Source organism: Cereibacter sphaeroides 2.4.1, from assembly GCF_000012905.2.
GTDB classification, from domain to species: Bacteria; Pseudomonadota; Alphaproteobacteria; order Rhodobacterales; family Rhodobacteraceae; genus Cereibacter_A; species Cereibacter_A sphaeroides.
Genome location: NC_007493.2, coordinates 1,481,610 through 1,501,409, shown reverse-complemented (window position 1 = coordinate 1,501,409; position 19,800 = coordinate 1,481,610). Strand labels below are relative to the sequence as shown.

Here is a 19,800-nt window from a genome sequence, read left to right as displayed (position 1 = left end):
GGGGCGCGGTCCGACAGGGCCGCGCCCTTTGCCATGGTGCCGCCGCGTGGAAACGGTGCGGCCTTGCCGTCTTCGGAAGGAAGCAGCGCGAGCGGTCCCCGCGGCGCGCTCGTCTGTCAGGACAGAGGCGCCGCCCCTGATCCTCCGGTGTCGGCATCTGCCGGAGCCGGCGCAGTCTCCGCACGAAGGCCCGCGCCACCTGCGCTGCGCGAGGAGAGACAGCCTGCCGGAGGTGCCAGACGCGCCTCCGCGATGAGGGCGATCAGCACTTCCACATGATGCGTGACCGAGTAGGTGGCCTCTCCCGCCTGCCGCCGCCTCTCGAGGTCGCGCTCCTCCGCGAGCAGAGTGGCCATGGCCCGGTCCGGTTCCGGGTCCGGCACGAGGCGGCGCAGATCCCGCTCGCGCCGGTAGCAGGCCAGCCCCAGCCGGGCCGCCCTCATGAGCAGCCGCGGGCGTCGGATCTCGGCCAGAAGGCCATGCATGTCGGTCATCGCTGTCTCCTCTGTCGTGGCGAAACAGAGTGACCGCCTGCAACCCTGCGTTGCGCGCGCGCGCCGCCCACCGCGCGGAGGTTTCTCGAATGTTTAGGAATTAGAAAGAATTATCAACAACGCCGCAGTTATTAACGAACAGGTAACCAATGCCCCTGACGGTTGCAAACGTCCAACGCCGGACAACGCCCTCTCGCGGGGGCCACGGGATGGAATGATGCACACCGACCTGAGCTTGTCCTCGACCTTTCCTGCCTGGCTTCCCGAGGCCGTTCGGCTCTACCTCGATCACACGGAGGAAGGTCTTTCGCTCCGGGCGCTGGCCCGCCGCGAGGGGTGCCATGCCTCGACGGTGATGCGCCATGTGCGCCGCTGCGAGAGCCGACGCGACGATCCTCTGGTGGACGAGGCGCTGGCAGCCTTCGGACGGTCTCAGGGGCGCGGACCCATCCCAGCCAGAAAGGACAGATCCGAAATGACGGCCCCGATCCGCCCCGACGCCTCTTCCTCCCTCCGGCCGGCCTCGCTCGACGAGACCACCATCGCGCGCGAGGCGCGCCGCATCCTCAGGCGGCTGGCCGAGCCGCAGACCCTGCTCGCCGTGGCCCCGGACATGGAAAAGGCCGCGGTCCTGCGCACCCTGCCCGACGGGGGCACGGCCCGGATGGCGGTGGTCGACCGTGCCGTCGCGCAGGCCTTCGCGCTGAAGGACTGGATCGCCTGCCGCAAGCCGGGCCGGATCGCCACCTACGAGATCACGGCGACGGGGCGCGCGGCCCTGCGCCGGATCGTGGCGGCCGAGGAGGGCGGGCGGAGCCGGGGCCTCGCCGAAGCGGTCCAGCCCTTCGCCGCGCAGCACCGCGACTGGGCCGAGCGCGAGATCCGCGACGAGCACGGCCCGCGCCGGGTGCGCTACAACGCGGCCGAAAGCCCGGTGGCGGTACTCGGGCGACGCCGGGACAAGGATGGGAGGCCCTTCCTGTCGGCCGAGCTGATCGAGGCGGCCGAGCGGCTGCGCGAGGATTTCGAGCTGGCGCAGATGGGCCCGCGCGTAGCCCAGAACTGGGACCGGTTCCTGACCGGCGCGGACCGCGGCGCGTTCCGCCCCGATGCGGGCGGCGCCGAGGGCCCGCGGCAGGCGCGCGAGCGGGTGGCGGCGGCGCTGCGCGATCTGGGCCCCGGCTTGGGCGACATGGTGCTGCGCTGCTGCTGCTTCCTCGAGGGCCTCGAGGCGGCAGAGCGCCGCATGGGCTGGTCGGCGCGCTCGGGCAAGATCGTGCTCCGCATCGCGCTCCAGCGGCTGCGGCGCCACTACGACGAGACCTACGGCCGGTCGCGTCCGCTGATCGGCTGAGCGTCGAGCGGGCGGACCTTCAGCTTCATGATCCGGTTGTCGCGCTTGGTCAGCACCTCGAAGCGGAAGCCGTGGAAGCTGAAGGCCTGCGCCTCGTTCGGGATCATCTGCGCTTCGTGGATGACAAGGCCCGCCACCGTGTTGGCCTCTTCGTCGGGCAGCTGCCAGTCCATCATCCGGTTGAGGTCGCGGATCGTCATGGCCCCGTCCACGAGATAGTCGCCCGTGTCGGCGCGCTTCAGCGTCATCTCCTGCGCGATGTCGAACTCGTCGTTGATCTCGCCCACGATCTCTTCGATGATGTCCTCGAGCGTGATCAGGCCCTTCAGCGCGCCATATTCATCCACCACCAGCGCGAAATGCGTCCGCCGCTTCAGAAACTGGCGCATCTGCTCGTCGAGCGGCGTCGTCTCGGGCACGAAATAGGGCTTCATCGCCACGGCGAGGATGTCGAGCTCGTCCAGCGCCCCGGTGCTGCCCGTCCGCATCAGCCGCGAGACCTCGCGCAGCAGATCCTTGGCGTGGATGATCCCGAGGATGTTCTCGTGATCGCCGCGATAGAGCGGGATCCGCGTGTGGGGCGAGGCGAGGACCTGCGCGATCACCTCGGCCGAGGGCTTGTCCGCGTCGATCATCTCGATCTGGCTGCGGTGGCGCATGATCTCTTCGACCGTGCGCTCGGACAGGTCGAGCGCGCCCAGAAGCCGGTCGCGGTCTTCCTTCTCGACCGCGCCCTGCGAATGGCCGAGTGCAATAGCGCCCGCGATCTCGTCCCGGATGGCGAGCATGTGGTCGCCCGGCTCGATCCGGACGCCCACGACCCGAAGCAGGCCCCGCACAAGGGCGCGCACCACCGCCACAATGGGCGAGAAGACGAAGATCAGCACCCGGATCACCGGCGCCACGCGGCTCGAGAAGGCCTCGGGGCGGCTGATGGCGAGGGTCTTGGGCAGCACCTCGCCGAAGATCAGCACGAGGCCGGTCATCACCAGCGTGGCCACCGCCACGCCTCCGTCGCCGAAGAGCTTCGTCATCAGCGCGGTGGCGAGCGAGGCCGACAGGATGTTGACCACGTTGTTGCCGAGGAGCAGCGCCCCGATCATCCGCTCGTTGTCTTCGGTCACCTCGAGCGCCCGTTCGGCCCCGCGCGATCCCTTGTCGGCCTTGGCGCGCAGCTTGGCGCGGGACGAGGCGGTAAGCGCCGTCTCGGAGCCCGAGAAGAAGGCGGACAGCGCGAGAAGCCCCAGAATGGCGGCGGCGGTGACAAGCGTCGCCGGATCGAGGTTCGAGAAAGTCATGACGGGTTACGGTCCTTCGGGATCGGCAAGGGTCAACTGTGAGGCGCGCCCGGCGCCGGAGCAAGCCTTCACTCGCGCGCCAGCGGATGATGCTTCAGCACCAGCTCCTTCAGATGGGCGTCGAGAACGTGGGTGTAGATCTCGGTCGTCGAGAGATCGGCATGGCCGAGCAGGGTCTGGATCACCCGGAGGTCGGCGCCCCCCGCCAGCAGATGGGTGGCAAAGGCGTGCCGCAGCGTGTGCGGCGTGACCTTCGCGGGATCGACCCCGGCCAGCACCGCGATCTGCTTCACGAGGACGTAGAAATATTCCCGCGTGAGATGGCCCGCCGCGCCCGAGCCGGGAAACAGGAAGCGGGAGGCGGGCCGGCCGGCCTTCTGCCCCTGCGCCTCGGCCGCATCGCGCGCCCGGAGCCAGTCGGCCAGAGCCTCGCGCGCCGGCGGCGAGAGCGGCACCATCCGCTCCTTGCCACCCTTGCCGCGCACGAGGATCATCCGCGGATTGCCACGCGCCGCGGCGACGGGCAGGCCCACCATCTCCGAGACGCGCATCCCGGTGGCATAGAGCAGTTCCAGAAGGCAGCGGTTGCGGATCTGGTCTTCGGCGCGGCGGCCCTTGTCCCGGGCGGCCTCGAGCAGCCGGTCCACCTCCTCGATCTCGAGCGTCTTCGGAAGCCGCTTCGACCGGCCGGGGCCGCTGATGCGGATGGCGGGATTGTCGGCGCGCCAGCCTTCCTCATGCCCGAAGCGATAGAGCTGCCGGATCGAGGAGAGCCGCCGCGCCCGCGTGGCCGAAGACAGCCCCTGCGCCTCGCAGAAGGTGAGGTAGGCCTCGACCGTGTCCCGCGTGGCGGTCAGGAAATCCTCAGAACGGCGCCCGAGCCAGGTTGCGTAATCCTTCAGGTCGCGGCCGTAGGCGAGGCGCGTGTTGCGCGCGGCATCGAGCTCCGCCGCCTGCGCCTCGAGGAAGGCCGAGATCCAGCGCTCCATGCCCGCGGCCTCCATCAGCCGCGTCGCTCCAGCAGCATGAGTTCGAGCGCGGTGCGGCGCGCGATCTTCTGCAGACCCAGTTCGCGGAAAAGGGCGAGGCCCTGCGTCACGCCGGTCGTGTCGCCGTCCATGCCGCGCGCGACCTCTTCGAGCGCCAGAAGCAGTGCCTCGCCGGGCCGGTCCTGCGCCAGAAGCTCCTTGACGGCTTCGGACGGCGCGGCCTTGCCGAAGCCCGCCGCGATGGCGCGCCCCATCGGATCGGCCGGGTCGGCCTTCGCCGGATCGCCCGCCGCCAGCGCGACGAGGAAACGCTCGGCCGCGTCGCGGGGCTTGTGGGCCTTCGCCACGGCCTCCGCCTCCATCGACAGAAGCCCCATGCGGAAGGCCAGCGCCTCCGCCTCGGCCGGCAGGGTCATGCCGTCGAGCCGGTCGGCCACGAGACGCGAGAGCGTGACCTCCAGCTCCACCTCCGACATCCGGTCGTAGGCCACGGGCAGCGTCCGGGCCACCGCGGCCGCATCCTTCGCCGTCAGGGCCTCGTCCAGCGCCTGAAAGGCGCGCACTCGGTCCCAGACCCCGCCCGAGGCCGCGGCCTTCCGCGCGGTATAGAGCCCGACGAGCAGGTTCGGATCGAGCGCGCCTGCCCGCGACAGCCGCTCGGCCGCCTCGATCTGCGCCTTCCAGCCCGCCGTGTCGCGCAGTTCGGCATGGGCGAAGGCGATGGGCAGCGACTGGGTGGGCAGGGGCTCGCCCACCGCTTCGAGCAGCCGCCAGTCGAGCGGTGTCACCCGGGCGGGCGGGGTGAGCGGCCCTTCGCCCTCGTAGAGATCCGGGTCGAGAAACCGCGACAGGAGCGCATCCTGCGCATCGTCGACGAACCCCAGCGCCTGCGCCGTCCGGAGCGTCAGCGCGGCGGCGTTCCAGTCGCCCGAGCGCGCCAGACAGAAGATCCGGGCGGGCAGGGTCGGCGCGAGGTCGGGCGACTTCTGCAGCTCGACGCAGGAGGCATCCTCCTCGCCGGTCAGCAGCGCGATGTCGAACTTGCGGCGGAAGATCTCGGGGCCCTCGTCGCCGGCCGCATCGATCAGGCTCTTCGCTCCTTCGAGCGCCCCCATGGCCAGCAGCTTGTCGACGCGCGCGAGCAGCAGCCGCCCCTTGCCCTCGGAATCGGCCGGCGGCTCGGCTTCGGCCAGAAGCATCGTCGTCAGCAGCGACTGGAGGGCAGGCAGCGTGGCGGTCGGTGCGATGGCGATCCGGTTCGCGATCTCGGTGGTGCGCCCCATGCCCCAGAGCGCGTGCGGCAGGCCGGTGCGCGACGCGGGCAGGATGCCCGCCGCATCGGGCGAGGGCCCGTCGAGCGGCGTGACCGCCACTTCCGCCGGCAGCGCGCCCTTGGTGACCTTGGGTTCCTCGGGCGGTGCGGCCAGCTTGACCGGTGCCGCGACCGACCGCGACAGCCAGTCGATCGCCGACAGCGGCTCCTGCGCGGCCGCGCCCGCCGACAGGCCGATCAGCGCGCAGATGGCCGCGGCGCCCTGTCGCGCCCCGCCCTGAAGCGACGCCGACCTGTGGTCACTGGGCATTCAGCATCACCGGCTTCGTCACCTCCGTCTGCGGCGGCGACAGGTCGGCGAGATAGGCATAGCCCGTCAGCGCGATCAACCCCACCACCACAAGCACCAGCAAAGCCTTGAAGATGCGCCACATGCCTGTTTCCGACCCTCGTTCTGCCCCGGTTCTTTGTTGCCCTGCAGGCCGCGCCCGAAGCGGCGGCCACAGGGATCGTGCGCGTCGAATATATATGGCTTTTCAGCCGACTTCACGCCATTCAGGCAACAAAGTTGAAGGTCGGGGCGGAAGTGCGCCGGCGCGGGAACAGGGAGGATGGCCGGCAAGTGATGGCGCGGCTGAAGAAAACCGTTGTGATGGTGGGCATGATGGGGGCGGGAAAGACGGCCGTGGGCAGCGCGCTGGCCCGGGGTCTGAACGTGCCCTTTCTCGATTCGGACGAGGAGATCGAGCGGGCCGCCAACCGGACCATCGCCGAAATCTTCGCCCGCGACGGCGAGCCCTTCTTCCGCGAGAAGGAGAGCCAGGTCCTCGCGCGGCTCCTGCGCGGCAGCCCCTGCGTGCTCTCCACCGGCGGCGGCGCCTTCATGGCCGAGGGCAACCGCCGCATGATCCGCGAGCAGGGCGTGTCGGTCTGGCTCAAGGCCGACCTCGACGTGCTCTGGCACCGGGTGCGGCACAAGGCGACGCGGCCGCTCCTGCGCACGCCCAACCCGCGCGAGACGCTGCGCGCGCTTCTCGAGGCGCGCGATCCGGTCTATGCGCAGGCGGATCTCGCGGTGGAAAGCGGCGAGGGAACGGTGGAACAGATGGCGGTGCGGGTGCGCGAGGCGCTGGCCACCCGCCCCGATGTGCTGGAGACGGACGAATGACGGTCGATGCGGTGCGGGTAGAGCTGGGCGCGCGCGCCTACGAGGTGCGGATCGGGCCGGGGCTCATCGCGCGGGCGGGGGCCGAGATCGCGCCGCTCCTGCGGCGGCCGAAGGTGGCGATCCTCACCGACGAGACGGTGGCGGGGCTGCATCTCGATCCCTTCCGGCAGGCGCTGGCCGAGGCGGGCATCGCCTCCTCGGCGCTGGCGCTGCCCGCGGGCGAGGCCACCAAGGGCTGGCCGCAGTTCGCCCGCGCCGTCGAATGGCTGCTCGAGGAGAAGGTCGAGCGGCGCGACGTGGTGGTGGCGCTGGGCGGCGGGGTGATCGGCGATCTGGCGGGCTTCGCGGCCGCCGTCCTGCGCCGCGGCGTGCGCTTCGTGCAGGTGCCGACGACGCTTCTGGCGCAGGTCGACAGCTCGGTCGGCGGCAAGACCGGGATCAACACGGCCCAAGGCAAGAACCTCGTCGGCGCCTTCCACCAGCCCTCGCTGGTGCTGGCCGACATCGGCGTCCTCGAGACGCTGCCGCCGCGCGACTTCCGCGCGGGTTACGGCGAGGTGGTGAAATACGGCCTGCTCGGCGACGCCGATTTCTACGAATGGCTGGAGGAGGCGGGCCCGCGGCTGGCCGCTGACGCCGAGGCCCGCCAGCGTGCCGTGCGCCGCTCGGTCGAGATGAAGGCCGAGATCGTGGCCCGCGACGAGACCGAGGAGGGCGACCGCGCGCTGCTGAACCTCGGCCATACCTTCTGCCACGCGCTGGAAAAGGCCACCGGCTATTCCGGCCGGCTCCTCCATGGGGAAGGCGTGGCCATCGGCTGCGCGCTGGCCTTCGAGCTGAGCCAGCGTCTCGGCCTCTGCGCCCAGGAAGCGCCGAGCCGCCTGCGCGCCCATCTGCGGGCCATGGGCATGAAGGTCGACCTCCGCGACATCCCGGGCGATCTGCCCTCCGCCGAGGCGCTGCTCGCCCTGATGGCGCAGGACAAGAAGGTGGTGGACGGCAAGCTGCGCTTCATCCTCGCCCGCGGCATCGGACAGGCCTTCGTCGCCGATGACGTGCCGGGAGACGTGGTTCGCACGCTGCTTGAGGATGCCCTGGCACAGCGTTGAGTCAGCGTCTTTATTCGCGCTTAAAGCTGGCGGTATGGTGCAGGAGAAGTGGCGCCCTGCATGCGCCGCTCGGGATGCCCCCGCTTGCGCAGGGGCATGAAGTCAGAGCGAGCAGCCGGTCGGCAGCGGAGAATACCAGAATTCGAGGACCGGTGGCGGCATGACCATGGCCAGAGCCTCATAGGTCAGACGGGGAACGGGGAACATCGCATCTCTCCTTGAGTGCCCGCGGAAGCTGCGGGCTTGATGAAGATGAAACGCCGAAAGCCCGCCAAGGTTCAACACGACCTTGGGATGAGGCAGCCTCTCTTGAGAGAGTAGGCGAGCGCGGTCTGACAGGTCCGGGTGTCCAAACGGAAATCCGGGCCCTTCGGGGGGAGAGGCCTGCACGGGCGCCCGCCCGGCGCCCTGGCCGCCATCCGACCATCGGGGCGGTTCTCCCCGCCGGTCAGGTCTCTCCCGAACCGTCCTTGCGCCGATCATCGGTCTCGCGGTCGAGGAGATAGATATCCATGATCCAGCCATGGCGCGCGCGCGCGGCGGCACGGGTGGCGAGGATGCGCGGGCCGGCCTCGGCCAGCGGTCCCGCCTCGAGGATCTGCTCCGCCATTCCGAGATAGGCGCCCCACCAGATCCGCACGCCCTGCGGATCGAGGCCGCGAAAACTCGTCTCGCCGTCGAGCATCACGGCCAAACGGTCGACGCCCGCGGGCCAGCCCTCGTCCCTCAACCGCCGACCGGTGGTGACCAGCACCGGCGCGCCCACCGCATTCAGCGGGATCGCATGGGCCGCGCAGAGCGCCTGAATTGCCGTGATCCCCGGCACGACGCGCACCTGTGGCGCCGGATCGAGCCGCGCCGCGATGCGCAGGCTCGAATCGTAGAGCGACGGATCGCCCCAGATCAGCAGCGCCACCCGGGCCGCGCCGCCCGCCGCGCGTGCCCAGGCGAGCGCGATGGCATCGTGCCAGTCCTCGACGCCCTGACGGTAGTCGGGGTTGGCCGCATCGCGCACGGGCAGATCGAACTCGGCCACCGGGACAAGGGGGGCCGCGTCGGCGCAGATCGCGCGGCGGATCTCGGCCAGGTCCGACTTGTCGCGCCCCTTGCGCGGCACGAGGATCAGGTCGGCCTCGGCCATCCGCCGCCGGCCCTCGGCGGTCAGATGGTCCGGGTTGCCGGTTCCGATCCCGATGAGAAGAAGCTCACGCATCGCAGGCCACTTTCCCCGGGGTCGCGGATGCGCCCTTCAAGGGACATGCCGTTCGCGCTTCGCGAAATGCAGGGCGCTTTGCCGTGCCGATCATCGCTCTTCCTCCGCGTCCGCGAGCGGCCCGTAGAGGATCAGCGCCGGCGCCTCGCCGGCCCGCGCCACCTCCTCCACGAGTGTCCCGAGCGTGCCGCGCCAGATCCGTTGCGCGGGCGTCGAGACGCCTTCGGCCAGCAGCGCGGGTGTGGTCTCGGGCAGTCCCGCCGCGAACAGCGCCGCGGCCAGTGTCGGGAAGGTACGCTTGCCCATGAAGACCACCGTCGTGGCCGCCGGATCGGCCAGCGCCGCGAGGTTCTGCTGCGGCAGGCCGCCGGTCACGTCGGCCCCGGTCAGGAACTGCACCCGCCGCGCCGTGAGCCTGCGAGTGAGGGGAATGCCCGCCGCCGCCGCGGCGGCACAGGCCGAGGGCACGCCCGGCACGATCTCGTAGCCGATCCCCGCCGCCTCGAGCGCCTCGATCTCCTCCTCGAGCCGCCCGAAAAGCCCCGCATCGCCCGATTTCAGCCGCACGACGCGCCCGCCCGTCCGGGCATAATCCACGAGCAGCCGGCTCACATGATCCTGCTTCGGCGAGGCGCGGCCCGCGCGTTTGCCCACGCCCACGAGATCCGCCTCCGGACGGGCATGGGCGAGGATCGGCCCCGAGGAAAGGTCGTCGAACAGCACCGCATCGGCGCGGCCGAGCCGGTCCACCGCCTTCAGCGTGAGAAGTTCGGGGTCGCCCGGCCCCGAGGAGACGAAGGAGACGAAGCCGGTCATGCCTCCTCCGGAAAGCGCGGATGGGTGCCCACGGGGCGGTAGCGGCGGTCGTAGTCGCCGGCATAGAGGCGGCTCTCGGCGAAATCCTCCGCGCCGAGACTGCGGCCCACGAGAATGAGCGCCGTCCGCTCCAGCTCCGGCCCGAGCGCGGCCTCGAGACTGCCCAGGGTCGCGCGCACCACCCGCTCGTCGGGCCAGCTCGCGCGCCAGACCACGGCCACCGGGCAATCCGCGCCGTAATGCGGCAGAAGCTCGGCCAAGACGCGCCCCAGCACATGAACCGAAAGATGGATCGCCAGCACGGCGCCCGTGGCCGCGAAGGCCGCGAGACTCTCGCCCTCGGGCATGGGAGAGGCACGCCCCGAGGTGCGGGTCAGCACCACCGATTGCGCGACCCCCGGCAGCGTGAGCTCGGCCCCGAGCGTGGCCGCGGCCGCGGCGAAGGAGGGCACCCCCGGCGTCACGTCATAGGGAATACCCAGCGCGCGCAGCCGGCGCAGCTGCTCGCCCATCGCCGACCAGACCGAGAGATCGCCGGAATGGAGACGCGCCACGTCCTTGCCCTCGGCATGGGCGGCGGCGATCTCCTCCACGATGGCCTCGAGGCTGAGCGGCGCCGTGTTCACGATGCGGCAGCCGGGCGGGCAATGGGCCAGCACGCCCTCGGGCACCAGCGAGCCCGCATAGAGACAGACCGGCGAGGCGGCGATCAGGTCGCGCCCGCGCAGCGTGATGAGGTCGGGCGCTCCGGGGCCCGCTCCGATGAAATGCACGGTCATGCCGTGGCTCCCTTTCTGTCAGGATCCGCGGCCGAGCGGGCCACGGCAATCGTCACGGGCCCGGCGATCCGGCGGGTCCGCATCAAGGTGGCGCCGGGGCCCGCGGCCACCAGCGCCGCCGCCTCGGCGATCGAGCCGGTGCCGAACCGCTCTTCGATCCGCGCCGAGCGGGTGGGGGTGGCGACGCCGGCGAGCGCGGCCTCGGGCAGCGCGCGCACCGGCAGCCCGAGCCTCCGGGCCAGCGCCTGAAAGGCGGGCAGGGCCGCGCGCGCCTCGAGCGTGGCGAGAAGCTCGGGCGCCTCATCGCCCAGCGCCGCGGCCAGCTCCTCCTCGGTCGCGCTCTCCCGGAAGCCGAGCCCTGCCACGATCATCGCACGAGGCTCCATTGCACCACGGGCCGGGCGGCCTCCCAGCCGCGCATCCGCCCGAGCGGGGCCGCGCGCGCCAGCTCGATCCGCAGGAGCTCGCCGCCGTGGCGGGCCTGAAGGGCCGCGAGCAGCGCCTCGGTTTCGAGCGTCACCGCATTGACCACGAGCCGGGCCGTGGGCGGCAGCGCCGCGAACAGCGCCTCGTCGAAGCCGCCGCCCACGAAGATCGCATCCGGCGCGGGCAACGCGGGCAGATTGTCCAGCGCGCGCCCCTCGACCACCTCCAGCGGCAGGGCGAAGCGGGCGGCATTGGCGCGGATGTTGGCCGCGCGCTCGGGGCGGAGTTCCACAGCAACGGCCCGGCCGCCCGCGAGGCACCATTCGACCGAGACCGAGCCAGAGCCCGCACCCAGATCCCACAGTATCTCGCCCCGCCGCGGCGCGAGGGCCGCGAGCGTCAGCGCCCGGACCGGAGCCTTGGTGATCTGCCCGTCATGGGCGAAGAGGCTGTCGGGGAGGCCCGCGCTGCGCGGCTGCGCCCGCCCGCCCTCGGCCTCGAAGGCCACCGTCACCGGGGCCGCGACATCCGTCAGAGAGAAAGCGCCCGCGGTGGTGGCGCGCACCCGCTCGCGCGGCCCGCCCAGAGCCTCCATCACCCAGAGCCGGCTCTCGCCCCAGCCCTCCGCCGCAAGGAAGGCGGCCAGCGCCCCGGCGGCAGGCCCGTCGCGGAGCGTGCAGACCCCGCGGCGGCCGGGGGCCAGCTCGGGCAGCAGCCGCTCGAAGGGCGCGGCGTGAAGGCCCAGCGCCAGCAGCTCCTCCTGCCGCCAGCCGAGCCGGGCCGCGGCCAGCGCGACCACGCCGGGCGCGGGATAGGCGCGCCATTCGCCGGGCGACAGCGCCGCGGCGAGGCTGCCGCCCGCGCCATGCCAGAACGGATCGCCCGAGGCGAGCACGGCGACGGGGCGTCCGCGCAGGGCCAGCACAGGGGCGGGATCGAAGGGCACCGGCCATTCCATCCCGCGCGCCCGGGCATCCACCAGCGCCAGATGCCGCGGCCCGCCCACCACGACCTCGGCCGCTTCCAGCGCGGCCCGGCTTGCATCCGGAAGTCCCGCCGGTCCATCTTCGCCGAGACCGATGATCGAGAGCCAGGGATCAGCCATGCGCATCCTCCTTCTGGGCGGCACGACCGAGGCCAGCCGCATGGCGCGCGCTCTGGCCGAGGCGGGCTTGCCGGCCGTCTTCTCCTACGCGGGCCGCACCGCCGCGCCCGTGGCGCAGCCCTTGCCCCTGCGGGTGGGCGGCTTCGGGGGCACCGAGGGGCTTGCGGCCTACATCCGGGAGGAGGGCATCACCCATGTCATCGACGCAACCCATCCGTTCGCCGCGCAGATGAGCCGGAACGCGGTCGAGGCCTGTGCCGCCACCGGCACGGCGCTGGTGGCGCTCGAACGCGCGCCCTGGGCGGCGGGGCCGGGGGACCGCTGGATCCGCGTCCCCTCGATCGAGGCCGCCGCCGAGGCGCTGCCCGAGGCGCCCGCGCGGGTCTTCCTCGCCATCGGGCGCCTGCATCTCGCGGCCTTCGCGGGCCGGGCGCAGCATCACTACCTGCTGCGCCTCGTCGATCCGCCCGATGCGCTGCCCTTGCCCCGGGCGGAGGCGATCGTCGCCCGCGGCCCCTTCACGCTGGCCGAGGATCTGGAGCTTCTGCGCCGTCACGAGATCCAGTGGATCGTGGCCAAGAACGCAGGCGGCGAGGGCGCGCGCGCCAAGCTCGATGCCGCGCGGGAGCTGGGTCTGCCGGTCGTGCTGATCGACCGGCCCGCGATCCCGCCGCGTCCGCGCGTCGAGACCCCCGAGGCGGTGCTGGGCTGGCTCGCTCATCCGGCCGACCTCGGCGTATAGACCCAGCGGCCCACCCGGCGCGTGGCGGAATTGCCGACGATCACCACGGTCCGCATGTCGGCCATCTCGGGCGTGGCCTCGCCCAGCGTGACGGTGCGCAGATGCTGCTCGGGCGTCGAGACCGCGCGCGCGAAGGTCACGAGCCGGTCGGGCCCGCAGGTCTCGCGCAGAAGATCCAGAGCGCGGACAAAGCCTTCGGGGCGGGACTTCGAGCGCGGATTGTAGAAGGCCATCGCGAGATCCGCCTCGGCCGCCAGCCGCAGCCGCTTCTCGATCAGCGCCCAGGGCTTGAGATTGTCCGACAGGTTGATCGCGCAGAAATCATGGCCGAGCGGCGCTCCGGCGGCGGCGGCGGCGGCCAGCATCGCGGTGATGCCGGGCAGGATGCGGATATCCAGCGCCTGCCACTCGGGCCGCGCCTCCAGCGCCTCGAACAGGGCCGAGGCCATGGCGAAGACCCCCGGATCGCCCGAGGAAACCACGACCACCCGCCGCCCCTCGGCCGCCATCTGAAGCGCATGGGCCGCGCGCTCGACCTCCACCCGGTTGTCGCTGGCATGGAGCGTGAGCCCCGGCCGCTCGGCCACGCGGGCAACGTAAGGGATGTAGCCCACCACATCGGTGGCCTCCGCCAGGGCCACCGAGACCTCGGGCGTGACGAGGTGCTCGGCCCCGGGCCCGAGACCCGCCACCACAAGCCAGCCGCTCATTCCGCAAGCTCCGGGCGGCGTCCGCGTCCGGGGACGAGCACGATGGCGAAATAGGGGCAGTCCGCCCCCTCGACCTCGGCAAGCCGCGCGACCCGCTGGCCCGGCATGGTGCCGCGCTCGACGAGCCAGGCCTCGTCGAGCCGGCCGGCGGCTTCCAGCGCCCGGCGCACCTTGGGCAGGTTGCGCCCGGTCTTCATCACCACCACCGCATCGGCCGCCGCCGCATGACGCGCCAGATCCTCCTCCGAGAGCGTGCCCGCCAGCACCGAGAGCACATCGTCGCCCCAGGTGATCGGCAGGCCGGCCGCATTCCAGCAGCCGGCCATGCCGGGAATGCCGGGCACGATCTCGACCTCGGCGCGGCCCTGCAGCCGGCTGTGCAGATGCATGAACGAGCCGTAGAACAGCGGATCGCCCTCGCAGAGCACCACCACCTCCTCGGTCCGCGCCAGGTCCGCCAGCCTGTCGGCCCAGAGGTCGTAGAACTCGGCCAGCATCCGGTTGTAATCGGGATGGTCGAAGCGGATCTCGGTCGTGACCGGATAATCCATCGGATACTCGACGGCGTCGGGGCGCAGCATCCCCTCGACGATGCGGCGGGCCTGTCCTGAGCGGCCCGCCTTGCGGAAATAGGCCACATGCCGGGCGGTGCGGATCAGCCGGTCGGACTTGACGCTGAGAAGATCGGGGTCGCCGGGGCCGAGGCCTGCGCAGATGATGCGGCCCATCATTCCACCCGGCTCGCCAGCGCGTTGACAGCCGCAACCGTGATGGCCGAGCCGCCGAGGCGGCCCTCGACGATCAGCGACGGGCAGGGCAGGTCCTGCATCAGCGCCTCCTTGGATTCGGCTGCGCCGACGAAGCCCACCGGGCAGCCGATGATGGCCGCGGGCCTCGGGCAGGCCGGATCCTCGAGCATGTTCAGCAGGTGAAAGAGCGCGGTCGGCGCGTTGCCGATCGCGACCACGGCGCCCGCGAGATGCGGCCGCCAGAGTTCCAGCGCCGCGGCGGAGCGGGTGGTGGCCATGGATTTCGCAAGCTCGGGCACCTCCGCATCCTGAAGCGTGCAGATCACGCGGTTCCCGGCCGGCAGGCGCGGGCGGGTGATGCCCTCGCTCACCATCCGCGCATCGCAGAGGATCGGCGCACCCGCCTCGAGCGCCGCCCGCGCGGCAACCGCCATGCCGGGCGAGAAGCGGACATGCGCCTCGAGACCCACCATGCCGGCGGCATGGATCATGCGGACCACCACCACCTCCTCCTCGGGCGTGAAGCGCGCGAGCGCCGCCTCCGCGCGGATGGTGGCGAAGGACTGGCGGTAGATCGCCGCCCCGTCGGTTTCGTAGCGATGGGCCATCAATGGGTCTCCGTGGGGGCGCAGGCGAGGAGGGCTGCGATGGAATTGCGGCGCGGCTGCCAGAGCCCGGCCTCGGCAAGAGCGCGGAAGCGGTCGCGGAGGGCGGCAAGGGCCGCGGGGTTTTCGCGGGCCATGAAGGCCACGAGATCCTCGCGCATCAGCGTCGCCTCGAAGCAGAGGTCGAAGAGCCCGTCGGGCACTGCGCGGGTGAGATTGGCGAAGCTTCCCAGATGATCGACCGAGGCCGCGATCTCGGCCGCGCCCCGGAAGCCGTGGCGCATCATGCCATCGGCCCAGGCGGGATCGGCGATGCGCGCACGCACGATGCGGCTCAGCTCCTCGGTGAGGCTGCGGGCGCGGGGCCGGTCGGGGCGGGTGGCGTCGAGGTGATAGAGCGCCGCCTCGCGCCCGAGCCGGGCCAGCGCCGCGGCAAAACCACCCTCGTGGGCGGCATGGTCCTGCGCCATCAGAAGGTCGGTCTCGGCCAGATCCTGCACATGGGCGAAGGCGTCGGCGGCGCGGAGCCGCCCTTCGAGCGCACCGCGCGCGGGCGTGGCCGCGCCATCCGCCCCGATCGCCCAGGACGAGCCCTCGATCCAGGCCTCGCCCGCGCTGAGCCGCCCCTCGGGGCTGTAGTCATCCGACCGCACGCCCACGCCGTAGAGCCCCGGCTTAGGCCCGAAGACCCGCGGGCTGCGGCGGAGATAGGGATTGTCCTCGGGTGCCTCCTCGCGGGCGGCAAGCGCCTCGGCGCCGGTCTCGAAGAGCTGGGCGAGGCCGGGGAAGATGTCGCGGAAGAGGCCCGAGACCCGCAGCGTCACGTCGATGCGGGGCCGCCCCAGCAGCGCGAGCGGCAGGATCTCGACACCCGAGACCCGCTCGGACCCCTCGTCCCAGCGGGGGGAGAGGCCCGCCAGATGCAGCGCCATGGCGAATTCCTCGCCCGCCGTCCGCATCGAGGCCGAGCCCCAGAGGTCGATCACCAGCCCCTTCGGCCAGTCGCCCTGATCCTGCAGGTGGCGGCGGAGCAGTTCCTCGGCGAGCTTCACCCCCTGCGCATGGGCCGCGCGCGAGGGCACGGCGCGCGGATCGACGGAATAGAGGTTGCGGCCCGTGGGCAGCACATCCGTCCGGCCCCGATGCGGCGAGCCGGATGGGCCGGCGGCCACCCGGCGGCCGTCGAGGGCGGCCAGAAGCCCCTCGGTCTCGCCCGGGGCCGCACCGTAGAGATGCAGCCCCTCGCCGTAGCGGCTTTCCTTCAAATCGCAGACGAAACGGTCGATCCGGGTGATGGCCTCGGCCGGGGTGGCGTCGGGGGGCAGGCCCAGATCCTCCTCGACGCCCGCGGCGCGCGCCTCGTCTCGGATGGCGCCGATCAGGCGCCCGCGCCGGGCCGGATCGAGCCCGTCGGCGGTGGAATACTCATCGAGAAGCCGTTCCAGACGTTCGAGATTTTCGGGCAGGGCGCTCTCGCGCAGCGGCGGCGGCATATGGCCCAGCGTCAGCGCGCCGAGCCTGCGCCGCGCCTGCGCCGCCTCACCCGGATCGTTCACGATGAACGGATAGATCACCGGCAGCGCGCCGGTCAGCGCCTCGGGCCAGCAGGCATCCGACAGCGCCACCGCCTTGCCCGGCAGCCATTCGAGCGTGCCATGCGCGCCCATATGGATCATCGCATGCAGGGAGTGCGCGCGGAGCCAGAGGTAGAAGGCCACATAGGCATGGCGCGGCACGCGGGCGAGATCGTGGTAATCGGCATCCCGTGCCGCCGTCTCGCCCCGTTCGGGCTGCAGCGCGAGGAGAAGGTGGCCGCGCCGCAGGGCCGCGAAGCGGAAGGCGCCGTCGCGGCAATCGGGATCGGCCTCGGGCGCGCCCCAGGCTTCACGAAGCGCGAATTGCAGGGGGGCCGGCAGGGTTGCGAGCGCGGCCTCGTAGGCGGCGAGCGGCCAGCTCTGCCGCTCGGTCAGCAGCGCCTCGGCGAGGTCCGCGCCGGAGGCTGTGGCATAGCCCGCCGCGGCCAGCGTGGCCGCCAGCGCCTCGGCCGAGGCCAGCGCATCGAGGCCCACGGCATGGGCGATCTGGTCGGGACGGCCGGGATAGGTCGAGAGGACGAGGGCCAGCCGCCGCTCGGGTGCGGGCGTCCGGGCCAGCCGGTGCCAGGCCGCCACCCGGTCGGCCACGGCCGCCACGCGGGCGGGATCGGCGCGGTGGGCGAAACGGGAATATTGCAGGTCCGGGCAGCGTTTGCCGGGCGACTTGAAACTGACGGCGCCTGCGAAGATCCGACCGTCCACCTCGGGCAGCACCACATGCATGGCGAGATCGGCGGGCGAGAGGCCGCGCTCGGCCACGGCCCAGTCGCGCCGCCGCGCGGTCGAGAGCGCGACCTGAAACACCGGACAGCCGGGGCCGTCGAGGGGCGAGCCCTCGGGGCCCCTGGCCGAGAAGGCGGTGGCATTGACGATGGCCGCGGGCCTCAGGCGGCCGAGACCGGCGGCGATCCAGTCGGGCGCGCCCGGCGCCTTCAGCGAGGGCGCGAAGAGGCCGAAGGCGCGGAAGCCCCGTTCGCGAAGCGCGAAAATCAGCGCGTCCACGGGCCCCGTGTCGGCGGCGGTCAGGTAACTGCGGTAGAAGGTCACGACGATGGCGGGTCCGCCCTCCGCCTCCGGTTCGGGGATCACGCCGCGGGCGGGGTCGTACCAGCCCATGTCGGGCATCCGTTTCTCGCCCGGCACCGGGCCGGCATAAAGCCCCGCCGCCAGCGCCAGCTGCGCGAGCGCGGCCTGCGCCGCCACCGCTCCACCCGCATCGCAGAGCGCGGACAGCCGCCGCAGCGTCGAGACCGGCAGCGTGGAAAGCGCATCGAGCGCCGGATCCTCGCGCCCGTCCGCGGGCAGGACCGCGAGCGCGATCCCGCGGCGCCGGCAGAGGTCCTGCACCTCGGCCAGCCCGTAGCTCCAGTAGCTCTCGCCGCCGATCAGCCGGATCAGGATCGCCTTCGCATGGGCCAGCACCGTCTCGGCATAGGTGTCGATGGAGAGCGGATGGCGCAGCGCCACGAGGTTCAGGAGCCGGGTGGAGGGAAGCCCGCCCTCAGCCCGGTGCCAGCCCGCCGCGAAGGCCCCGAGATCGCTGTCGGAGAAGGACAGGACCACCAGATCCGCAGGCGTCTGCCCGGGATCGAACGGGGTCGCACTCTCCTCGAGCCCGTGGCTTTCGCGGAAGACGACATGCATGGTTCAGCCGATCCGCGCCAGAAGGTCCTGCCGGATCGCGGCCTCGTCGAGATCGCCCCGCTCGGCGATCACCACGAGACGGCTCTGCCGCGCGCCCGACCAGGGCCGGTCGAACTGGTGGCGGACGCGCGCGCCCACCGCCTGCACGAGAAGCCGCATGGGCTTGCCCTGAACCGCCACATGGCCCTTCACCCGCAGCACGTTGCGCTCGGTGGCGAGTGCCCGGATCGCCTCGGCCAGACGCTCGGGATCGGCGATCTCGGGCAGGTCGATCACGGTCGAGGCGAAATCGTCATGCTCGTGATCGTCGGCCCCGTCGTGGTGCGAGGGGCGGGCGGCCAGATCGTCCTCGGCCGCGGCCTCGATCCCGAGGATCACCTGCGGATCGACCGCGCCCTCGGTCACGGCGAGGATCGGGATCGGCCGCGGCGATTCCGCCTCGACCGCCGCGCGGGCGGCGGCAAGGCCCGCCTCGCCCGCGAGATCGGCCTTGGTCAGCAGCACGAGGTCGGCGCAGGCGAGTTGATCCTCGAACACTTCCGAGAGCGGGGTCTCGTGATCGGCGCCCTCGGCCTGAGCCTGCGCCGCCACCGCCTCGGCATCCGGAGCGAAGCGGCCCGCGGCCACGGCCTCGGCATCGGCCAGCGCGATCACCCCGTCCACCGTGATGCGCGAGCGGATCGCGGGCCAGTCGAAGGCCTTCAGGAGCGGCTTCGGCAGCGCGAGGCCCGAGGTCTCGATCAGGATGTGGTCGGGGCGCTTCGGCAGCGCCATCAGCGCCTCGATCGTGGGGATGAACTCGTCGGCCACGGTGCAGCAGAGGCAGCCGTTCGCCAGCTCCACGATGGCCTCGTCGGGGCAGTTCTCGTCGGCGCAGGCGCGGATCAGATCGCCGTCCACGCCCACCGTGCCGAACTCGTTCACCAGCACGGCGAGGCGGCGGCCGCCGGGGTTCTGCATCAGGTGCCGGATCAGCGTGGTCTTGCCGGCGCCGAGGAAGCCCGTGATCACCGTGACGGGGATCTTCGCGAGGTCGGTCATGACATGTCTCCGTTGGGGGGAAGGCGGGCAAGCGATTGCTTGCGGAAGATCTCGGGGCGCTCGCGCCACGGCACGATGCCGTCGGGCGCACCCGCATAGGCGGTGGCGCCATCGAGGATGGCGGGCGCGTCGGCCTCCTCGAGGCGGCCGTAGACATAGCTCCAGCGGCCGGGCGCCGAGAGCGCCACGGCGCAGCCCTGCGAACAGGCGGAGAGGCATTCGACGGGGCGGACGGTGACGCCCTCGGGGGCGGCGGCGGCCAGTGCGTCATGAAGCCGCAGGCCCGGCGCGGTCTCGCCTTCGGGCAGCGGGCGGCCCGCGCGGCAGGTGGTGCAGACGTGCAGCGTCACGGTCATCGGCCGTCCCTTCTTCGTGGGCGAGGGGGCAGCGATCCGAAGGAGAGAGGTCGCGTCGGGCGGCACCTCGGTCCACCGGCCGCGGAACACCCCGTCCGCCCGTAAGTCTCAGCGCTGGCAGGTCTCCCGGCTTGCGGATGTGGGGCCTTGCGGCTCCGCGGCGGCCCGCCTTCCCGGCCTTGCGGCCAGTGGCTTGGGCAACCTCTCCGGTCACGGTCGCGGGGGCGGCTGCCTCTGGGGCATTCCCTCTTCGCCTGTCCGGTCGGACAGGAACCAGCGCGCCGGAAGTGGTGCGGGAAAGGCCCCTTCTTGTCAAGCCGATGCAGGGGCCGCG

General features: G+C 72.1%; 20 protein-coding genes and 1 riboswitch. Of the genes, 4 read left to right on the top strand and 16 right to left on the bottom strand.

The genetic code is table 11. The features are described 5' to 3' along the window. Window positions 1-116: 116 nt before the first annotated feature. Entirely contained in the window at window positions 117-494 is a 378-nt protein-coding gene (locus RSP_RS07310) for a DUF6477 family protein (protein WP_009562142.1), read from the bottom strand. Between the two features lie 217 nt (window positions 495-711). Between RSP_RS07310 and RSP_RS07305 the strand changes: the two genes are divergently transcribed. After that, window positions 712-1,848, top strand: a complete 1,137-nt coding sequence (locus tag RSP_RS07305; RefSeq protein WP_011337784.1) for a DUF6456 domain-containing protein — start codon at window positions 712-714, stop codon at window positions 1,846-1,848. On the opposite strand, the gene RSP_RS07300 is transcribed toward RSP_RS07305, so the two are convergent. The 4 genes from RSP_RS07300 to RSP_RS22650 all read right to left on the bottom strand — a co-directional run bounded on the left by RSP_RS07300 (window position 1,818) and on the right by RSP_RS22650 (window position 5,842). Beyond that, the gene (locus RSP_RS07300; RefSeq protein WP_011337783.1) at window positions 1,818-3,146 is read right to left on the bottom strand and encodes an HlyC/CorC family transporter; all 1,329 of its coding nucleotides are present in this window, start codon (window positions 3,144-3,146) and stop codon (window positions 1,818-1,820) included. The two genes, RSP_RS07305 and RSP_RS07300, sit on opposite strands and share 31 nt — an antisense overlap. Window positions 3,147-3,214: 68 nt before the next feature. Further along, window positions 3,215-4,150, bottom strand: a complete 936-nt coding sequence (locus tag RSP_RS07295; RefSeq protein WP_011337782.1) for a site-specific tyrosine recombinase XerD — start codon at window positions 4,148-4,150, stop codon at window positions 3,215-3,217. Continuing rightward, on the bottom strand, window positions 4,150-5,718 hold the full coding sequence (locus tag RSP_RS07290; RefSeq protein WP_011337781.1) for a hypothetical protein: 1,569 nt from the start codon (window positions 5,716-5,718) through the stop codon (window positions 4,150-4,152). Before RSP_RS07290 ends, RSP_RS07295 begins: the two co-directional genes overlap by 1 nt. Further along, a complete protein-coding gene (locus RSP_RS22650; RefSeq protein WP_002719992.1) occupies window positions 5,708-5,842 on the bottom strand; it encodes a hypothetical protein in 135 nt (44 codons plus the stop codon). Before RSP_RS22650 ends, RSP_RS07290 begins: the two co-directional genes overlap by 11 nt. A gap of 134 nt (window positions 5,843-5,976) precedes the next feature. Here RSP_RS22650 and RSP_RS07285 point away from each other — a divergent pair, with 134 nt between their 5' ends. After that, on the top strand, window positions 5,977-6,576 hold the full coding sequence (locus tag RSP_RS07285; RefSeq protein ID WP_017140213.1) for a shikimate kinase: 600 nt from the start codon (window positions 5,977-5,979) through the stop codon (window positions 6,574-6,576). After that, window positions 6,573-7,685 carry a 3-dehydroquinate synthase gene (gene aroB, locus RSP_RS07280; RefSeq protein ID WP_011337780.1) on the top strand — a complete coding sequence of 371 codons (1,113 nt, stop codon included), beginning with the start codon at window positions 6,573-6,575 and terminating at the stop codon, window positions 7,683-7,685. Before RSP_RS07285 ends, aroB begins: the two co-directional genes overlap by 4 nt. 448 nt (window positions 7,686-8,133) lie before the next feature. Here the strand turns inward: aroB and cobF are convergent, their stop codons facing one another. From cobF to RSP_RS07255, 5 genes are all read right to left on the bottom strand, one after another. Further along, window positions 8,134-8,898 carry a precorrin-6A synthase (deacetylating) gene (gene cobF / locus RSP_RS07275; RefSeq protein WP_011337779.1) on the bottom strand — a complete coding sequence of 255 codons (765 nt, stop codon included), beginning with the start codon at window positions 8,896-8,898 and terminating at the stop codon, window positions 8,134-8,136. A 90-nt stretch (window positions 8,899-8,988) separates the two neighbouring features. Beyond that, window positions 8,989-9,714 carry a uroporphyrinogen-III C-methyltransferase gene (gene cobA, locus RSP_RS07270; protein ID WP_011337778.1) on the bottom strand — a complete coding sequence of 242 codons (726 nt, stop codon included), beginning with the start codon at window positions 9,712-9,714 and terminating at the stop codon, window positions 8,989-8,991. Next, window positions 9,711-10,493 carry a precorrin-4 C(11)-methyltransferase gene (gene cobM / locus RSP_RS07265; RefSeq protein ID WP_011337777.1) on the bottom strand — a complete coding sequence of 261 codons (783 nt, stop codon included), beginning with the start codon at window positions 10,491-10,493 and terminating at the stop codon, window positions 9,711-9,713. Before cobM ends, cobA begins: the two co-directional genes overlap by 4 nt. Next, on the bottom strand, window positions 10,490-10,864 hold the full coding sequence (locus tag RSP_RS07260) for a cobalamin biosynthesis protein (protein WP_011337776.1): 375 nt from the start codon (window positions 10,862-10,864) through the stop codon (window positions 10,490-10,492). The genes cobM and RSP_RS07260 overlap by 4 nt, the downstream gene beginning before the upstream one ends. Continuing rightward, the gene (locus tag RSP_RS07255; RefSeq protein ID WP_011337775.1) at window positions 10,861-12,024 is read right to left on the bottom strand and encodes a bifunctional cobalt-precorrin-7 (C(5))-methyltransferase/cobalt-precorrin-6B (C(15))-methyltransferase; all 1,164 of its coding nucleotides are present in this window, start codon (window positions 12,022-12,024) and stop codon (window positions 10,861-10,863) included. The genes RSP_RS07260 and RSP_RS07255 overlap by 4 nt, the downstream gene beginning before the upstream one ends. On the opposite strand from RSP_RS07255, the gene RSP_RS07250 reads away from it, so the two are divergent. Further along, window positions 12,023-12,766 carry a cobalt-precorrin-6A reductase gene (locus RSP_RS07250; protein ID WP_011337774.1) on the top strand — a complete coding sequence of 248 codons (744 nt, stop codon included), beginning with the start codon at window positions 12,023-12,025 and terminating at the stop codon, window positions 12,764-12,766. The two genes, RSP_RS07255 and RSP_RS07250, sit on opposite strands and share 2 nt — an antisense overlap. On the opposite strand, the gene cobJ is transcribed toward RSP_RS07250, so the two are convergent. The 6 genes from cobJ to RSP_RS07220 are packed head-to-tail and all read right to left on the bottom strand — an operon-like array spanning window position 12,742 to window position 19,466. Continuing rightward, window positions 12,742-13,476, bottom strand: a complete 735-nt coding sequence (cobJ, locus tag RSP_RS07245; protein WP_011337773.1) for a precorrin-3B C(17)-methyltransferase — start codon at window positions 13,474-13,476, stop codon at window positions 12,742-12,744. The genes RSP_RS07250 and cobJ overlap by 25 nt on opposite strands. Next, window positions 13,473-14,204, bottom strand: coding sequence for a precorrin-2 C(20)-methyltransferase (locus tag RSP_RS07240; RefSeq protein WP_011337772.1), 732 nt, complete (start codon window positions 14,202-14,204; stop codon window positions 13,473-13,475). The genes cobJ and RSP_RS07240 overlap by 4 nt, the downstream gene beginning before the upstream one ends. Then, entirely contained in the window at window positions 14,204-14,833 is a 630-nt protein-coding gene (locus tag RSP_RS07235) for a precorrin-8X methylmutase (protein WP_011337771.1), read from the bottom strand. Before RSP_RS07235 ends, RSP_RS07240 begins: the two co-directional genes overlap by 1 nt. Beyond that, a complete protein-coding gene (gene cobN / locus RSP_RS07230; RefSeq protein WP_011337770.1) occupies window positions 14,833-18,069 on the bottom strand; it encodes a cobaltochelatase subunit CobN in 3,237 nt (1,078 codons plus the stop codon). Before cobN ends, RSP_RS07235 begins: the two co-directional genes overlap by 1 nt. A 3-nt stretch (window positions 18,070-18,072) precedes the next feature. Then, the gene (gene cobW, locus RSP_RS07225) at window positions 18,073-19,110 is read right to left on the bottom strand and encodes a cobalamin biosynthesis protein CobW (protein ID WP_011337769.1); all 1,038 of its coding nucleotides are present in this window, start codon (window positions 19,108-19,110) and stop codon (window positions 18,073-18,075) included. Further along, entirely contained in the window at window positions 19,107-19,466 is a 360-nt protein-coding gene (locus RSP_RS07220) for a DUF1636 family protein (RefSeq protein ID WP_009562166.1), read from the bottom strand. Before RSP_RS07220 ends, cobW begins: the two co-directional genes overlap by 4 nt. 99 nt (window positions 19,467-19,565) lie before the next feature. After that, a riboswitch (cobalamin riboswitch) is annotated at window positions 19,566-19,759 on the bottom strand. Window positions 19,760-19,800 lie beyond the last annotated feature (41 nt).

Bases quoted from the DNA above. Each gene is read 5' to 3' on its own strand.
- RSP_RS07290 (WP_011337781.1), bottom strand. From the start codon at position 5,718: ATGCCCAGTGACCACAGGTCGGCGTCGCTTCAGGGCGGGGCGCGACAG.
- RSP_RS07220 (WP_009562166.1), bottom strand. From the start codon at position 19,466: ATGACCGTGACGCTGCACGTCTGCACCACCTGCCGCGCGGGCCGCCCG.
- cobF (WP_011337779.1), bottom strand. From the start codon at position 8,898: ATGCGTGAGCTTCTTCTCATCGGGATCGGAACCGGCAACCCGGACCAT.
- cobN (WP_011337770.1), bottom strand. From the start codon at position 18,069: ATGCATGTCGTCTTCCGCGAAAGCCACGGGCTCGAGGAGAGTGCGACC.
- RSP_RS07255 (WP_011337775.1), bottom strand. From the start codon at position 12,024: ATGGCTGATCCCTGGCTCTCGATCATCGGTCTCGGCGAAGATGGACCG.
- cobJ (WP_011337773.1), bottom strand. From the start codon at position 13,476: ATGAGCGGCTGGCTTGTGGTGGCGGGTCTCGGGCCCGGGGCCGAGCAC.
- RSP_RS07260 (WP_011337776.1), bottom strand. From the start codon at position 10,864: ATGATCGTGGCAGGGCTCGGCTTCCGGGAGAGCGCGACCGAGGAGGAG.
- RSP_RS07300 (WP_011337783.1), bottom strand. From the start codon at position 3,146: ATGACTTTCTCGAACCTCGATCCGGCGACGCTTGTCACCGCCGCCGCC.
- RSP_RS22650 (WP_002719992.1), bottom strand. From the start codon at position 5,842: ATGTGGCGCATCTTCAAGGCTTTGCTGGTGCTTGTGGTGGTGGGGTTG.
- RSP_RS07250 (WP_011337774.1), top strand. From the start codon at position 12,023: ATGCGCATCCTCCTTCTGGGCGGCACGACCGAGGCCAGCCGCATGGCG.
- aroB (WP_011337780.1), top strand. From the start codon at position 6,573: ATGACGGTCGATGCGGTGCGGGTAGAGCTGGGCGCGCGCGCCTACGAG.
- RSP_RS07295 (WP_011337782.1), bottom strand. From the start codon at position 4,150: ATGGAGGCCGCGGGCATGGAGCGCTGGATCTCGGCCTTCCTCGAGGCG.
- cobM (WP_011337777.1), bottom strand. From the start codon at position 10,493: ATGACCGTGCATTTCATCGGAGCGGGCCCCGGAGCGCCCGACCTCATC.
- RSP_RS07235 (WP_011337771.1), bottom strand. From the start codon at position 14,833: ATGGCCCATCGCTACGAAACCGACGGGGCGGCGATCTACCGCCAGTCC.
- cobA (WP_011337778.1), bottom strand. From the start codon at position 9,714: ATGACCGGCTTCGTCTCCTTCGTCTCCTCGGGGCCGGGCGACCCCGAA.
- RSP_RS07310 (WP_009562142.1), bottom strand. From the start codon at position 494: ATGACCGACATGCATGGCCTTCTGGCCGAGATCCGACGCCCGCGGCTG.
- RSP_RS07240 (WP_011337772.1), bottom strand. From the start codon at position 14,204: ATGGGCCGCATCATCTGCGCAGGCCTCGGCCCCGGCGACCCCGATCTT.
- RSP_RS07305 (WP_011337784.1), top strand. From the start codon at position 712: ATGCACACCGACCTGAGCTTGTCCTCGACCTTTCCTGCCTGGCTTCCC.
- cobW (WP_011337769.1), bottom strand. From the start codon at position 19,110: ATGACCGACCTCGCGAAGATCCCCGTCACGGTGATCACGGGCTTCCTC.